This is a genomic window from Flavobacterium psychrophilum DSM 3660 = ATCC 49418 (assembly GCF_002217405.1).
Taxonomy (GTDB): domain Bacteria; phylum Bacteroidota; class Bacteroidia; order Flavobacteriales; family Flavobacteriaceae; genus Flavobacterium; species Flavobacterium psychrophilum.
In genome coordinates this window covers 1-14,501 of record NZ_MUHE01000013.1, presented here as the reverse complement: position 1 = coordinate 14,501, position 14,501 = coordinate 1, and the positions used below count along the sequence as shown (strand labels likewise).

Below are 14,501 nucleotides of genomic sequence, written 5' to 3'. Positions count from 1 at the left end.
AAATTTTTTAACAATGAATTTTTCGTTTATTATCCCAGTTTACAATCGTCCAGAAGAAATCGAGGAACTTTTAGAAAGTTTAACAAAACAAAGCTATAAGGCACCTTTCGATATTATTATCGTTGAAGATGGTTCTACTATTCCTTGCGAGCATATTATAGATAAGTATAAAAGTAAATTAGACATCACATATTACTTGAAATACAATTCAGGACCAGGTGATTCTCGTAACTTTGGTATGAGCCAATCTAAATCAGATTATTTTATTATTTTAGATTCAGATTGCATTATTCCCGAAAATTATTTAACAGAAGTGTCTAAAAGCTTATCTGATAAATATGTAGATTGTTACGGTGGCCCAGATGCTATGTTACCTAGTTTTTCGGCCGTACAAAAAGCAATAAACTTCACAATGACTTCTGTTATTACAACTGGAGGAATTCGCGGGGGATCAGAAAAAATAGAAAAATTTCAGCCACGAAGTTTCAATATGGGAATTTCAAGAAAAGCATTCATAGCCTCAAAAGGGTTTTCAAATATTCATCCGGGCGAAGATCCAGATTTGAGTATTCGTTTGTGGCAATTGGGTTTCGAAACCAAACTAATCACAGCAGCATTTGTGTACCACAAAAGAAGAATAGATTGGGAAAAATTTTATATTCAAGTTAATAAATTTGGTAAAGCAAGACCAATTCTTAATCATTGGTATCCAGAATACGCAAAGCCAACTTTCTTTTTGCCATCAATATTTGTAATTGGTTTTTTTCTCGGAATTATTAGTTTTTTCTTAAATAATGATATAATTTTACAATTATACTTTGTTTATACCGTTTTAATCTTCATAATATCATCTATTAAAAATAAAAATATATATGTTGGTTATCTTTCAATAATAGCAGTTTGGAAACAGTTTTTTGGTTACGGATTGGGTTTTATAGAATCATTTTTTAAAATCAATATATTAAAGAAAAAACCTCAAGAAGCGTTTCCTGAATTGTTTTTTAAAATTTAAAATGACAAAAATTATAGGTTTAACTGGCGGAATAGGAAGTGGTAAAACTACCATTGTAAGACTTTTTGAAGCCGAAGGAATTCCTGTATATATTGCCGATGATGAAGCAAAAAAAATAATGATTCTCCCAGAAACAATTCATTTAGTTAGAGAATGTTTCGGTCAAGAAGTAATTGTAAACCATCAAATAGATAGAAAAAAATTATCGGAAATTGTTTTCAATCACCCAGAAAAACTAAAAGAACTCAATAAAATCATTCATCCGTTGGTGAAAAAACATTTCGATAATTGGGTAAAAAAACAAAAATCACCATTTATAATCAAAGAAACCGCAATTCTTTTTGAAAGCGGAAGTTACAAATATTGTGATCAAATTATTACCGTAATCGCCTCGGAAGAGACACGTGTAAATCGAGTGATGCTAAGGGATAAGTGTACTAAAGAAGCAGTTTTAGAGAGGATAAAAAACCAGTATACCGATAGCCAGAAAACCTCAAAAAGTAACTATATTATTGAAAACGAAAACTTAAATGAAGCCAAACTTCAATTTCAAGAAATTCTTAAAAAATTAAAAAATCTATATTAAAAGTGCCATTTGTTAATATTTGGTTAATGTATTTAGGATTTAAATGTTAAAATATTAGATTTGTATTAATGAATAAAACATTGTTTCGCATTGTAGTAATTTTAATGACACTTTCCTTGTTGGGGATCGTTGTTGTGCAAGGCTATTTGATAAACGCATCTTTTAAAAATAAAGACGAACAGTTTAAATACCAAGTAAAGCAAGTTATAGACAATGTGTCTAAAAAATTACAAGAGCAAGAAACTTACACTTTTTTAAGTACATACAACAAACTTAAAGATAGTATAGGAAAAAACCCGCAACAAAGCGAATTACTTAAGTTTTTTTATGTCGAAAAAAATGCAGTAACAAACGAAACAATTATTTATTCTAATAGTTTGATTGCAGAAGATTATTCGCTACCTTCATCTTTTTTTGATAAAAATAAAGATTCAGCAAAGCTTAAAAATTACATTTCTAAACGTGTTACCGAAGTTTACAACGGAAATACTATTAATGATAATAACCTAAGTAGTAAATTATTACCAGACGAAAAAATAGAGAAATCTGGACGAATGGATATTCTAGACAAAGCAACATTTGGCGTGTATTTTAAAGATATAGCAGCCACACGATCTATAACCCAACGAGTTTCTAACAAGCAATTGTACGGTTTATTAGCTTATGAATTGAGCGGTTATGGTATAAAAACGCCATTCGAATTTGGTATTTACAGTAATGGTTTAGCAACAAAAGTAAAATCGGAAAAATTTAAGTATGACAAGAAAAATACTTACGACATTCCAGTTTTTACAGACAATGATGGCGTGAGTAAATACCAGTTGTTGGTTAGTTTTCCTAAAAAAAAGGAATTCTTAATCTCTGATTTAATAGGGATTGCAATACTTGCATTCTTGTTTACAGCCATAATTATTGTGGCATATTATAGCGGATTAAACCAGTTGAACAAGCAACGTCATATTTCTCAAATTAAAACAGATTTTATAAATAATATGACCCATGAGTTCAAAACACCTATCGCTACTATCAATTTAGCATTAGATGCCATAAAAAACCCTAAGGTTATTGATGATAAAGAGAAAGTTTTTCGATATCTGCAAATGATAAAGGACGAAAACAAACGAATGCATGCGCAAGTAGAAAACGTGTTACAAATTTCTAAATTAGAAAAAAGAGAACTCGATATTACAAAAGAAGCTTATAATATGAACGATATTATCGAAGAAGCTATAGAGCACGTAAATTTAATAATTGAAGACAGAGAAGGAAAAATAAGCATAAATCTAAAAGCAAAGCAGACAAATGTGCTGCTAAACGATGTGCATTTTACCAATGTATTAGTAAATATATTAGAAAATGCAATAAAATATTCGCCAGAAAAACCAATTATAGAAGTAACTTCTGAAAATGTTAAGAATTTTATTATTATTAAAATAAAAGACCAAGGATTAGGAATAAGCAAAGCATCTCAAAAAAAGATTTTCGATAAGTTTTATAGAGAACACACAGGAGATATACACAACGTAAAAGGTCACGGACTAGGTTTAGCCTATGTAAAAAGAATAGTTGGCGATCACCACGGAGAAGTAATGGTAGAAAGCGAAAAAGGAAAAGGAAGCACATTTATAATCAAATTACCCCTAATTTATTAAACTATGGAAGCAAATAAAAAAATATTACTAGTAGAAGATGATCCAAACTTTGGTTCGATACTTCGCGATTACCTTTCTATGAATGATTTTGAGGTAACACTTGCAAAAAATGGAATGGAAGGTTTCGAAAAATTTAAGAAAGACAATTACGATTTGTGCATTCTAGACGTTATGATGCCCTACAAAGATGGTTACACATTAGCCAAAGAAATACGTGAAAAAAATAAAGAAGTGCCTATCGTTTTCCTAACAGCAAAATCTATGAAAGAAGATGTGCTAAAAGGATACAAAGTAGGAGCAGACGATTATTTAAATAAACCATTCGATTCGGAAGTTTTATTGATGAAAATTAAAGCAATTATTCAACGTAAAGCTTCAGAAACAAAAGCAGATGTTGCAAAATTTGAATTTAAAATTGGAAAATTCGACTTAAACTCAAAATTACGTTTCTTAGATTTTCCAGGTCAAGAAACCATAAAATTATCACCAAAAGAAAACGAATTGCTAAAAATGTTAGCACTTCATGAAAACGATTTGATGCCAAGAGAATTAGCATTAACAAAAATTTGGAGAGACGATAACTACTTTACTTCTAGGAGTATGGATGTGTATATTGCCAAACTCCGTAAATACCTAAAACCAGATGAGGGTGTCGAAATTATCAACATTCACGGTGAAGGATTTAGATTAGCGATAAAAAAATAAGCAGTATAAAAATTAGGAAAGCTTCGAGAAAATCGAAGCTTTTTTTAAAAACAATAACAAAAATGAGTTTATTTAAAAATATATTTGGTCATTCCGAAGTTGAAAAAACGGTTTCAAAATTAAATTGGGTGCAACTTTCGGATTTGGGTCAGCTAAATGAGATTAAAGATTTATCGCACGAAAAAACAGTTGTTATTTTCAAGCACAGCACACGTTGTAGTGTAAGCCGAATGGTTTTGAAGCAATTTGAAAACGAATATAAATTAGAAAATAAGCTAGCATTATATTTTTTAGATTTGCTAGAACATAGAGATATTTCGAACGAAATTGCCAATAGTTTTGGTATTGTTCACCAATCGCCACAACTTATTGTGATACAAAATGGCGTTGCTGTTTATAATGCATCTCACGAAAGTATTGATGCAAATGATTTAGGGAGATTTGTGTGAAAAGTGTTTAATTATGCCTTAAATTCCAATTTCATGAAACAGCTGTTATGAACAGTTATACTTGGTTTCTGTCAATTTATTATTGATGCCTTTCCCTTTTACAATTGAAATATGACAATTGTCAATTTTGTCTTTATGGTGTATGTATATTTCATATTCACAAGCTAGAATATGTTTTTTACCAATTATTCTTAAAAAAATTCTCCTTTTAGTACCTTTTTCCATAACAAATGGTAAATGTTCATTATGAAGTATTAAATCTTCTGATATAAGTTCGAATTTTGTTAAAGTGGTTCTTTCTCCAATATTTTCGATTTCGATTTGTAATTCCCCATCAGTACCTTGACTCATCGTACTTGTTATTTTTACATCAGGCCTTACTGAAAGATTTAGTTTTTTATTTTCTATATCTTTTAGATCTTTTAAAGCGGATACTAAATTGGTTAATTTGTTAATTTGGTTTTGCTTGTCTTTATCTCTAATAAATAGAAAAATGAAAGCGCCAAAAGTTGCTAAATTACCTATAGCCGAAATAATTTGAAAAGTAATATTCAGGTTTTCTTCACTTTCACTTTCTTCAATAGAGACTTTAGTTACATCTGATTTTGAAATATTTTTACCTAATGTACATGATGAAAGTACAAAACTTAGAAAAGCTATTTTAAGCAGTTTTTTCATAATTGTGTATACTTCAAGTTTTGTGTAATTAATCATACAAATGTAACTCAATCCTACCTCCTAAACCTATTTCTAACAATAATATCCTTTAACTTCGCTTTTAGGTCTTCGCCAGAATCGTAAACCATTTGTTCGTTAGTAGGAAAAGCAACAGCACGCTTATTAAAATATGGTGTATAACTATCGTCACACGCTTTTTTGTCGCCGTTATAGGTAGCATAAATATTTTCGAAAACAAATTCGCTACTTATAGGAAAGGTTTCAATAAGTTGGTTGTTTCTAAAATCTATATAATCAACTTTTGCGGTTACTTGGCATGATTTAAACTGCTTCATTTCATAAATATCTACACGAATAGTTTTAAAATTATCTACCTTTATCGGACGACCTAAACTGTCTTTTATCACATTTCCGCGAGAGTCTAACAATGTTTTTACACCATCTTTTATTTGTTTTTCTTTAATAAATTCTTTTTCTTTTAGTTGTTCTGGCGAAATATTTATTTCACGAAAATTAACAATTAATCCGTAATCATAACTAATTCCTTTTTGTTTGTTGCTATGATAAACTGTCCATTTGTCATTGAGTCTAAAAGTGCTAAAATCTAGTAAATCATTTTGCAAACGATCAGGAATAACCATGTTGGTCTGATTTTTTGTATAAACACTCACAAAATCAGTGCCTTTTTGTAAGGCTTCACTCATTAAATTTTTTACATCTTTATAGCCAGGATTTATGCTTTCTAAATAAGCCAAATCATCATACGATTTTCTAAAATCTATTTTATTATAAGATTTCAAAAGCTTTGTAGCATTGTCATACAAATATTTAGACAACGCATTTTTACTGTTTATAATTGGGTCAGAATAATTATCGAAAGGAAAATAAGCACTTCTTCCTTCTCTTAGTAATTGCAGTGGAAGCAAAGGGCGAATGCGCTCCTGGCGATTATTTAACTGCAAATAAGTATTGTATATTTTTTCTAAATTGGCAGGGTTAGCATCTTTAGCAAGGAGGTCTATATTGCGCAAATCACGATCTTTAGCTTTGGCAAAAGCCTCTTCGAGCAAATATACATAATCTTGTTTTCCTTTGGCTTCTTTTTTAGTTCGTAAAGCACTAACGGCACGATTTATAGCACTATCATAATCGCCATCACTCAGTAAAGACTGTGTTTTTTTTACACCACAGGAATAAATAATGAGTGATATAGCTAATAGTAAAGTAAATTTTCGCATGATTCTTAATTTTTACAAATGTATTTTATTTTAATGGCACTTCAAAAAAGATGCCGTTTTTATGATAAAAAAAATAAGGCGCTATTTCCTGCTATTAGTTTCATAAGGAAGTTTGCTAAAATGCTATTAAAATAAAATTTTATTGAAGTTCTGTTTTTTGTTTAAAAAATCTCAAAAAATGATTTCTACTTCATCAGGGGCTAGTACATTTCGGTGTTTTAAAGTATTTAACTTTCAATATTTAATTTTTTTAATTTTAAAGTTTTCAAACCTTAAATCTAAAACCAATTTTATATTTTTGCAAAACACAACACAACAACAAATGTACAAACTCATTATTAGACCAATACTTTTCTGCTTTGATCCAGAAAAAGTGCATTATTTCACTTTTTCATTAATTAGAACAATAGCTAAAATTCCAGGATTTACCTCAATTTTCAAATCTTTGTATGAGGTAAACGACAAACGATTAGAAAGAGAAGTTTTTGGGTTAAAATTTAAAAATCCAGTAGGACTTGCCGCTGGTTTCGATAAAGATGCCAAGCTTTATAAAGAATTATCCAATTTCGGATTTGGCTTTATCGAAATAGGTACACTAACCCCAAAAGGGCAAGAAGGAAATCCTAAAAAACGATTATTTCGTTTACAAGAAGACTCAGCAATCATTAATCGAATGGGTTTTAATAACGGCGGGGTTCTCGAAGCGGTCGAACGATTAAAGAAAAATAACGGAGTTCTAATAGGCGGAAACATAGGTAAAAACAAGCTCACTCCAAACGAAAATGCCACTTCCGATTACGAAATTTGTTTCGATGCTTTATATGATTATGTCGATTATTTTGTAGTAAATGTTAGTTCGCCTAATACACCAAATCTTCGTGAGCTACAAGAAAAAGAGCCGTTAACACAATTGTTAAATACACTTCAAAATAAAAACCAAAACAAGCAAAAACAAACCCGAGACGGAGCCCAATCGAGCGGAGCTAAACCTATTTTGCTAAAAATTGCCCCCGATTTAACAAACGAGCAACTTTTAGATATTATCGATATTGTAAAAACCACAAAAATTGCAGGTATAATAGCAACAAACACCACCATTTCTCGCGAAGGATTACAATCTATAAATCGAATAGAAATGGGAGGATTATCAGGCAAACCACTCACCAATCGATCTACCGAAGTCATTCGTTTTTTATCCCAAAAAAGCAACAAAGCATTCCCAATAATAGGCGTAGGAGGAATACATTGCGTACAAGATGCTATCGAAAAACTAGAAGCAGGAGCAAGCCTAATTCAGCTTTATACCGGTTTCATTTACGAAGGCCCCGCACTAGTAAAAGCTATAAATAAAGAAATTCTTAAAAAAAGTTTGTAACTTTACCACTTTGCCTTTATACATGAACCAACCAATAAAAATTATCGAATGCCCTCGTGATGCCATGCAAGGCATCAAAGCGTTTATTCCTACCGAGAAAAAAGTAGCCTACATTCAATCGCTTTTGCGAGTAGGTTTCGATACCATCGATTTTGGAAGTTTTGTATCCCCAAAAGCCATTCCGCAAATGCAAGACACGGTCGAAGTTTTAGCACAACTCGATTTATCGCAAACTCAAAGCAAATTATTAGCCATTATTGCCAACACACAAGGAGCCCAAAACGCATCTATTTACAAGGAAATTAAATATCTAGGATTCCCGTTTTCTATATCAGAGAATTTCCAAATGCGAAATACCCACAAAACCATTGCAGAATCTCTAGTTACTTTACAAGAAATTTTACACATTGCCGATAGAACAAATAAAGAAGTCGTAACCTATATTTCTATGGGATTTGGTAATCCTTATGGTGACCCTTGGAATGTCGAAATTGTAGGCGAATGGACAGAAAAATTAGCCAATATGGGGGTCAAAATCCTTTCCTTGTCTGATACCGTGGGTTCATCTACACCAGAAGTAATTAGTTATTTATTCTCAAATTTAATACCCCAATACCCAAATATTGAGTTTGGTGCCCATTTGCATACCACCCCAAACAAATGGCATGAAAAAATAGACGCCGCCTACAAAGCAGGTTGTCGCCGTTATGATGGAGCAATTCAGGGCTTTGGCGGTTGCCCTATGGCAAAAGACGATTTAACGGGAAATATGCCAACCGAAAAAATATTATCCTATTTTACCACTCAAAAACAAAACACAAACACCAGCCCGATGAGCTTCGAAAGTGCTTATAACGAAGCATCAAAAATATTCAATTTATATCATTAGTATTTTTAGGAGCTATTTCCAGCTTTTCGTTACAAAATTTCTCATACAATTATTTTTTTCTAAGTCAAAAAACGAACTTCCTTTGGTCGTTGTTTTTTGCCAAGAAAAAATACAATTGTATTTCAAAATGTTTTCCACTACAATCTGGGCTAAATCATCAGTAATAAATAAATACTAGAATTAATCAATTAGCAATCCAATCATTATTGCAATCCCAAAACTAAGCATTGTTCCAATTAGCACATATTCAGTCTTAATTGTATTAGTATCTTTATATCTCAAAATAGATTTTGCAGCAATAAGAAACCCTACTATTTCCAGTTTTCCAATAATTACAAATGTTAATACTAAGATTCGTTCTAAAATTCCAATTAGTTTTCCAGCATTTTTAAGTTCGATAATAGTATCTGAAATACTTTCAATTTTACCCGCAACAAAGGTTTCTCTAAGTTTACATCAAACGAAAATAACCACGAACAGATAAAAGTAATTAAAAGCATTTTTTAATAAAAATTGACTTTTAAAATCATTTTCATTTTTCTCTTTTGCGCTAGCATCTGTCTGAAAAAAATAATCACTCAATATGTGGGCTATTATTTGTAAAATAAGCATTTTTACCATCATAATTTCATTTCTTTAAAAAGGGAACTAAAATAAACTACAGATTTCTCAATTGCATTCCAGCCAATACTCGTTAGTTGTTTGTTCACTGTTGGTTGTTTCACTCCAATTTGAGTAGCAATTTCTTGTTCGCTCAATCCCAATAAACGAAGATATAAAATTTTACATTGCTTAGCTGTTGCATTACTTATTAAAACATCTAATAAAGCTACAATACAATTTATATTTTCATTTAAATTCTCGTTATTAGAGTTAAAAAAAAGTGTGTTTTTTATTACAATTCGTTCTTTGTCATAAGTAGTACGTTCTTCACTTATTCTTCTTCCGGAAAAGTAAATCGCTTCACCATCTATAACTCCGTTTAGCTTGTCATATCTAGTCAGTTCTCCATATCCAATTGCCAATCGAATGCCATAATTTTTAAAGTATTTACTTCTTGAGGAATCAATATCTGTAGTTAAAACAATCGATTTTATATAACTTTTTATTATGATTGCAATAGCTAAAGCATCTTCAGGATTTTCGATTACCATTTCTAAATAATCACCTTTTATAACTCTTCCATAAATAGAAAAATTATTTCCTAATATTAAAATTAATGTCTTTAACTCCAATTCTAAAGTCGATTTTGCTTCATTGGCTAAACTAGTAGAAGCAATAATATCTCCAGATAAAACTATTTTCTCATTCATCTTTTCTACTTTTAAAGAAAACAAATATATAGCTTTTATTAGCTATAAACTATATTTATAGCCTTTTTTAGCTATAAACTATATTTATAGCCTTTTTTAGCTATATTTTAGAATAAACCCAATTCAAAACTGACTTGATTTTATAAATCTCAAATCTAACATCTGAAATCTAAAATTAAAACACTATATTTGCACGCAATTTAACTACAACTTCAAATTGCATATGAAAGCACACAATTCTAAAATCATCGGAGAAGGACTAACTTACGATGATGTATTACTTATTCCAAGTTATTCAGAGGTATTGCCACGCGAAGTAAGTATAAAAACACATTTTTCACGAAATATAACACTAAACACCCCCATAGTTTCTGCTGCCATGGATACCGTGACCGAAAGTGCTATGGCAATAGCAATGGCACAAGAAGGAGGAATAGGTGTTTTGCATAAAAACATGACCATCGAGCAACAAGCAGCAAAAGTACGTAAAGTAAAACGTGCGGAGTCTGGTATGATAATCGATCCGGTTACTTTACTAATGACCGCTACAGTTGCAGATGCTAAAATGGCAATGAAAGAGTTTGGTATTGGCGGTATTCCAATAGTAGATGAAAATAAAACCTTAAAAGGAATAGTTACCAATAGAGATTTGCGTTTCGAAAAAAATGGCTCAAGACCTATTGTAGAAATAATGACTAAAGAAAATTTAGTTACCGTTGCCGAAGGCACTTCATTACAAGAAGCAGAAGTTGTACTACAAGGTCATAAAATAGAAAAACTTCCTGTAATAAATCATAAAAACGAGTTAGTAGGTTTAATCACTTTTAGAGATATTACAAAATTAACCCAAAAACCAAACGCCAACAAAGATAAATTTGGCCGTTTGCGTGTTGCAGCAGCGCTTGGTGTTACCGCCGATGCAGTTGAAAGAGCAACTGCACTTGTAAATGCAGGTGTCGATGCAGTAATTATAGACACAGCCCACGGACACACAAAAGGAGTAGTAGATGTTTTAAAATTAGTAAAAGCAAAATTTCCCAATTTAGATGTTATAGTAGGAAATATAGCCACACCAGAAGCTGCTCTATATTTAGTAGAAAACGGTGCCGATGCTGTAAAGGTAGGAATAGGGCCAGGCTCTATATGTACCACCCGTGTAGTTGCAGGAGTAGGTTTTCCACAATTTTCGGCAGTACTAGAAGTAGCGGCAGCGCTAAAAGGAACAGGAGTTCCAGTAATTGCCGATGGCGGTATTCGTTACACAGGCGATATTCCTAAAGCTATTGCAGCAGGAGCAGACTGTGTGATGTTAGGATCGCTTTTAGCAGGAACAAAAGAATCTCCAGGTGAAACCATTATTTTTGAAGGTAGAAAATTTAAATCTTATCGAGGAATGGGCTCCGTTGAAGCCATGCAAGAAGGATCTAAAGATCGTTATTTTCAAGATGTAGAAGACGATATCAAAAAATTAGTTCCCGAAGGAATCGTAGGGCGAGTACCATATAAAGGAGAATTGAACGAAAGTATGCAACAATTTATTGGCGGGCTTCGTGCAGGAATGGGGTACTGTGGTGCCAAAGACATTGCGACGCTACAGGAAACAGGACGTTTTGTAAGAATCACCACCAGCGGAATAGGCGAAAGTCACCCGCATAATGTTACCATTACTAAGGAAGCACCCAATTATTCGAGGTAATTAAAACACACATCTTTTGTTCATACGAAAAGAAAAATTAGCCAAAGATTAATACGGATTTTTACAGATTTACATTAATTAAGAAATTAAACATGTTGCTGTAAAAATCCTGTTAAAAAAAACAATACAATCATGCAGCTCGTATTTGCTTCAAACAATAAAAATAAAATCCTAGAAATACAAAGTATGCTTCCAGAAAGCATCAAAATACTTAGTCTTTCAGATATAGGATGTCATGAAGATATTCCTGAAACTGCTAATACTATAGAAGGGAATGCTATTCTAAAAGCAAATTATGTAACCCAAAAATACGGTTACGATTGTTTTGCTGACGATACAGGACTTGAAGTCGAAGTACTAAACGGACAACCAGGTGTTTTTTCTGCTCGTTATGCTGGCGAACAACGTAATGACAACGATAATATGGATAAGTTGTTGACTGAATTAGATGATAAAACCAATAGAAATGCCCAATTTAAAACTGTTATTTGTTTAAATATTAATAACAAACAGCATTTATTTACAGGAATTGCTAAAGGAAATATTGTTAAAAATAAGATTGGAAATCAGGGTTTTGGCTACGATCCTATCTTTCAACCAGAAGGTTATCAATATACTTTTGCTCAAATTTCGCTCGAAGAAAAAGCAAATATTAGCCATCGTGGCAAAGCAACAAGAGCGCTTATAGACTTCTTTAAAAATTAACGTATTGATTTTCAATTGTTAATAAATTTTTAATTCTCCATTTAACATTAGTTTATTTCGTTTATTCGACGTACTTTTGCACCGAATTTAAAAATAAATAATGAACAAATTTGAACAATTAGGATTGACAGAATCGCTACTACGTGCGATTATCGATCTAGGATTTGAGAATCCGACCGAAGTACAAGAGAAAGCGATTCCGATGCTATTGGAAAAAGACATTGATTTAGTTGCGTTGGCTCAGACAGGGACAGGGAAAACAGCAGCTTTTGGTTTTCCAGTCATTCAAAAAATTGATGCCAACAATAGAAATACACAGGCGTTAATTTTATCACCTACTCGCGAACTATGTTTGCAGATTACAAACGAACTTAAAAACTACTCGAAATACGAAAAAGGTATCAATGTAGTAGCGGTTTACGGAGGTGCAAGTATCACAGAACAAGCAAGAGACATCAAAAGAGGAGCACAAATTATTGTAGCAACTCCAGGAAGAATGCAAGACATGATTAACAGAAGGTTAGTTGATATTTCTCAAATAAACTACTGTATTCTTGATGAGGCAGACGAAATGTTAAACATGGGTTTCTACGAAGACATCGTAAATATCCTATCTACAACGCCAGACGAGAAAAACACTTGGTTATTCTCTGCTACAATGCCTGCTGAAGTAGCTAGAATTGGAAAACAATTCATGACCGATCCAATAGAAATTACTGTGGGAGCTAAAAACTCAGGTTCTGCAACAGTTTCTCACGAATATTACTTAGTAAATGCACGTGATCGTTACGAAGCTTTAAAACGTTTAGCCGATGCTAATCCAGACATTTTCTCAGTAGTTTTTTGTAGAACAAAACGTGATACACAAGCTGTGGCTGAAAAATTAGTCGAAGATGGATATAGTGCTGCTGCTTTGCACGGAGATTTATCTCAAGCACAACGTGATGGAGTTATGAAAGCTTTCCGTGGTCGTCAAATACAAATGCTTGTAGCTACTGATGTGGCTGCTCGTGGAATCGATGTTGATAATGTTACACACGTTGTAAATTACCAATTGCCAGACGAAATAGAAACCTACAATCACCGTTCTGGTCGTACAGGACGTGCAGGAAAACTAGGAACTTCTATTGTTATTGTAACTAAAAGTGAAATTCGAAAAATTTCTTCTATCGAAAGAATTATCAAACAAAAGTTTGAAGAAAAAGTAATTCCTTCTGGAATAGAAATCTGCGAAATACAATTATTACACTTAGCAAACAAAATTAAAGATACAGAAGTTGATCACGAAATTGACAACTATTTACCAGCTATAAATAGCGTTCTCGAAGATTTATCTAAAGAAGAGCTAATTAAGAAAATGGTATCTGTAGAATTTAACCGTTTTATTGCTTACTACAAGAAAAATAGAGATATAGCCAACCAATCTTCAGGTTCAGACAGACGTGAGCGTGATGATAGAGATGGTGCTCCAAGAGAAAATAACAACAATGGCGCAACTCGTTATTTTGTAAATATTGGTTCTAGAGACGATTTCGATTGGATGCAATTAAAAGACTTCTTAAAAGAAACATTAGATTTAGGTCGTGATGATGTATTTAAAGTAGATGTAAAAGAAGGGTTCTCTTTCTTTAATACCGATGCAGAACATACTGATAAAGTAATGCAAGTTTTGAACGGATTCGACCTTAACGGACGAAGAATAAACGTTGAAATTTCTAAAAATGACGGTGGTTCAAGTTCTGGTCGTCGTGATCATAACGGAAGATCTGGTGGTGGAAGAAGTTCTGGTGGTGGCGGTTTTAGAGGCGAAAGAAGTGCAGCACCAAGATCTGGTGGTGGTGCTTTTGGCCCAAGAAGTTCAGCACCAAGAGAAGGCGGATTCAGCAGAGGATCAGCACCAAGAGAAGGTGGTTTTGGAAGAAACGAATCTTCAGATAGAGCGCCAAGAAACGAAAGACGTTCAGGGTCAGGTTTTACACCACGTGGTGCTTCAGAATCAAGTTCCGAAAGACCTAAAAGACCAAGAAGAAGTTAAATAAGTCATAGAGACAAATGTCTTAAAGCTAAAAGCCTTGAAAATTAATTTTTTCAAGGCTTTTTTATTTTACGGAATCTAATTTTTAAATTATATTAATCTTTTCTAACTGTTCGCAACTAGTACCAACGAATTATATAAAAAACATCACTAGTGTCCACTTAAAAT

General features: G+C 32.4%; 14 protein-coding genes. 10 read left to right on the top strand and 4 right to left on the bottom strand.

From position 1 onward, the window contains the following. The first annotated feature begins 13 nt into the window (after window positions 1–13). The 5 genes from B0A57_RS03935 (at window position 14) to ytxJ (ending at window position 4,404) form a co-directional block, all read left to right on the top strand. Window positions 14–1,012: a glycosyltransferase family 2 protein gene (locus B0A57_RS03935; RefSeq protein ID WP_034098669.1), complete on the top strand. Its 999-nt coding sequence runs from the start codon at window positions 14–16 to the stop codon at window positions 1,010–1,012. Between the two features lies 1 nt (window position 1,013). Continuing rightward, entirely contained in the window at window positions 1,014–1,598 is a 585-nt protein-coding gene (gene coaE, locus B0A57_RS03930; protein ID WP_034098622.1) for a dephospho-CoA kinase, read from the top strand. 68 nt (window positions 1,599–1,666) lie between these two features. Next, window positions 1,667–3,250, top strand: coding sequence for a sensor histidine kinase (locus tag B0A57_RS03925; protein WP_011963934.1), 1,584 nt, complete (start codon window positions 1,667–1,669; stop codon window positions 3,248–3,250). A gap of 3 nt (window positions 3,251–3,253) precedes the next feature. Then, window positions 3,254–3,955, top strand: coding sequence for a response regulator transcription factor (locus B0A57_RS03920; protein WP_011963933.1), 702 nt, complete (start codon window positions 3,254–3,256; stop codon window positions 3,953–3,955). 62 nt (window positions 3,956–4,017) lie between these two features. Beyond that, a complete protein-coding gene (gene ytxJ / locus B0A57_RS03915; protein WP_034098620.1) occupies window positions 4,018–4,404 on the top strand; it encodes a bacillithiol system redox-active protein YtxJ in 387 nt (128 codons plus the stop codon). Window positions 4,405–4,449: 45 nt separating this feature from the next. Here ytxJ and B0A57_RS03910 read toward each other — a convergent pair whose 3' ends face one another. Further along, window positions 4,450–5,082: a hypothetical protein gene (locus B0A57_RS03910; RefSeq protein WP_123960874.1), complete on the bottom strand. Its 633-nt coding sequence runs from the start codon at window positions 5,080–5,082 to the stop codon at window positions 4,450–4,452. A gap of 53 nt (window positions 5,083–5,135) precedes the next feature. Next, the gene (locus B0A57_RS03905) at window positions 5,136–6,320 is read right to left on the bottom strand and encodes a hypothetical protein (protein WP_011963930.1); all 1,185 of its coding nucleotides are present in this window, start codon (window positions 6,318–6,320) and stop codon (window positions 5,136–5,138) included. Window positions 6,321–6,642: 322 nt separating this feature from the next. Between B0A57_RS03905 and B0A57_RS03900 the strand changes: the two genes are divergently transcribed. After that, window positions 6,643–7,695: a quinone-dependent dihydroorotate dehydrogenase gene (locus B0A57_RS03900; protein WP_011963929.1), complete on the top strand. Its 1,053-nt coding sequence runs from the start codon at window positions 6,643–6,645 to the stop codon at window positions 7,693–7,695. A 22-nt stretch (window positions 7,696–7,717) separates the two neighbouring features. Continuing rightward, the gene (locus B0A57_RS03895; protein ID WP_011963928.1) at window positions 7,718–8,584 is read left to right on the top strand and encodes a hydroxymethylglutaryl-CoA lyase; all 867 of its coding nucleotides are present in this window, start codon (window positions 7,718–7,720) and stop codon (window positions 8,582–8,584) included. A 456-nt stretch (window positions 8,585–9,040) separates the two neighbouring features. On the opposite strand, the gene B0A57_RS12365 is transcribed toward B0A57_RS03895, so the two are convergent. Together B0A57_RS12365 and B0A57_RS03880 are read right to left on the bottom strand one after the other, a co-directional pair. Beyond that, window positions 9,041–9,196: a DUF3307 domain-containing protein gene (locus B0A57_RS12365; RefSeq protein WP_228463455.1), complete on the bottom strand. Its 156-nt coding sequence runs from the start codon at window positions 9,194–9,196 to the stop codon at window positions 9,041–9,043. An 8-nt stretch (window positions 9,197–9,204) separates the two neighbouring features. Next, window positions 9,205–9,897: a helix-turn-helix transcriptional regulator gene (locus B0A57_RS03880; RefSeq protein ID WP_038466812.1), complete on the bottom strand. Its 693-nt coding sequence runs from the start codon at window positions 9,895–9,897 to the stop codon at window positions 9,205–9,207. A gap of 223 nt (window positions 9,898–10,120) precedes the next feature. On the opposite strand from B0A57_RS03880, the gene guaB reads away from it, so the two are divergent. From guaB to B0A57_RS03865, 3 genes are all read left to right on the top strand, one after another. Then, window positions 10,121–11,593: an IMP dehydrogenase gene (gene guaB / locus B0A57_RS03875; RefSeq protein ID WP_034098607.1), complete on the top strand. Its 1,473-nt coding sequence runs from the start codon at window positions 10,121–10,123 to the stop codon at window positions 11,591–11,593. Between the two features lie 132 nt (window positions 11,594–11,725). Then, window positions 11,726–12,298, top strand: a complete 573-nt coding sequence (locus tag B0A57_RS03870) for a non-canonical purine NTP diphosphatase (RefSeq protein ID WP_011963926.1) — start codon at window positions 11,726–11,728, stop codon at window positions 12,296–12,298. A 100-nt stretch (window positions 12,299–12,398) separates the two neighbouring features. After that, window positions 12,399–14,333, top strand: coding sequence for a DEAD/DEAH box helicase (locus tag B0A57_RS03865; protein WP_011963925.1), 1,935 nt, complete (start codon window positions 12,399–12,401; stop codon window positions 14,331–14,333). The last annotated feature ends 168 nt before the right edge of the window (window positions 14,334–14,501 follow it).

What these genes read in the sequence shown, in the direction of transcription:
- coaE (WP_034098622.1), top strand. Translation starts at nt 1,014, where the DNA reads ATGACAAAAATTATAGGTTTAACTGGCGGAATAGGAAGTGGTAAAACT.
- B0A57_RS03925 (WP_011963934.1), top strand. Translation starts at nt 1,667, where the DNA reads ATGAATAAAACATTGTTTCGCATTGTAGTAATTTTAATGACACTTTCC.
- B0A57_RS03920 (WP_011963933.1), top strand. Translation starts at nt 3,254, where the DNA reads ATGGAAGCAAATAAAAAAATATTACTAGTAGAAGATGATCCAAACTTT.
- B0A57_RS03910 (WP_123960874.1), bottom strand. Translation starts at nt 5,082, where the DNA reads ATGAAAAAACTGCTTAAAATAGCTTTTCTAAGTTTTGTACTTTCATCA.
- B0A57_RS03905 (WP_011963930.1), bottom strand. Translation starts at nt 6,320, where the DNA reads ATGCGAAAATTTACTTTACTATTAGCTATATCACTCATTATTTATTCC.
- B0A57_RS03865 (WP_011963925.1), top strand. Translation starts at nt 12,399, where the DNA reads ATGAACAAATTTGAACAATTAGGATTGACAGAATCGCTACTACGTGCG.
- B0A57_RS03880 (WP_038466812.1), bottom strand. Translation starts at nt 9,897, where the DNA reads ATGAATGAGAAAATAGTTTTATCTGGAGATATTATTGCTTCTACTAGT.
- B0A57_RS03900 (WP_011963929.1), top strand. Translation starts at nt 6,643, where the DNA reads ATGTACAAACTCATTATTAGACCAATACTTTTCTGCTTTGATCCAGAA.
- B0A57_RS03935 (WP_034098669.1), top strand. Translation starts at nt 14, where the DNA reads ATGAATTTTTCGTTTATTATCCCAGTTTACAATCGTCCAGAAGAAATC.
- guaB (WP_034098607.1), top strand. Translation starts at nt 10,121, where the DNA reads ATGAAAGCACACAATTCTAAAATCATCGGAGAAGGACTAACTTACGAT.
- B0A57_RS12365 (WP_228463455.1), bottom strand. Translation starts at nt 9,196, where the DNA reads ATGCTTATTTTACAAATAATAGCCCACATATTGAGTGATTATTTTTTT.
- B0A57_RS03895 (WP_011963928.1), top strand. Translation starts at nt 7,718, where the DNA reads ATGAACCAACCAATAAAAATTATCGAATGCCCTCGTGATGCCATGCAA.
- ytxJ (WP_034098620.1), top strand. Translation starts at nt 4,018, where the DNA reads ATGAGTTTATTTAAAAATATATTTGGTCATTCCGAAGTTGAAAAAACG.
- B0A57_RS03870 (WP_011963926.1), top strand. Translation starts at nt 11,726, where the DNA reads ATGCAGCTCGTATTTGCTTCAAACAATAAAAATAAAATCCTAGAAATA.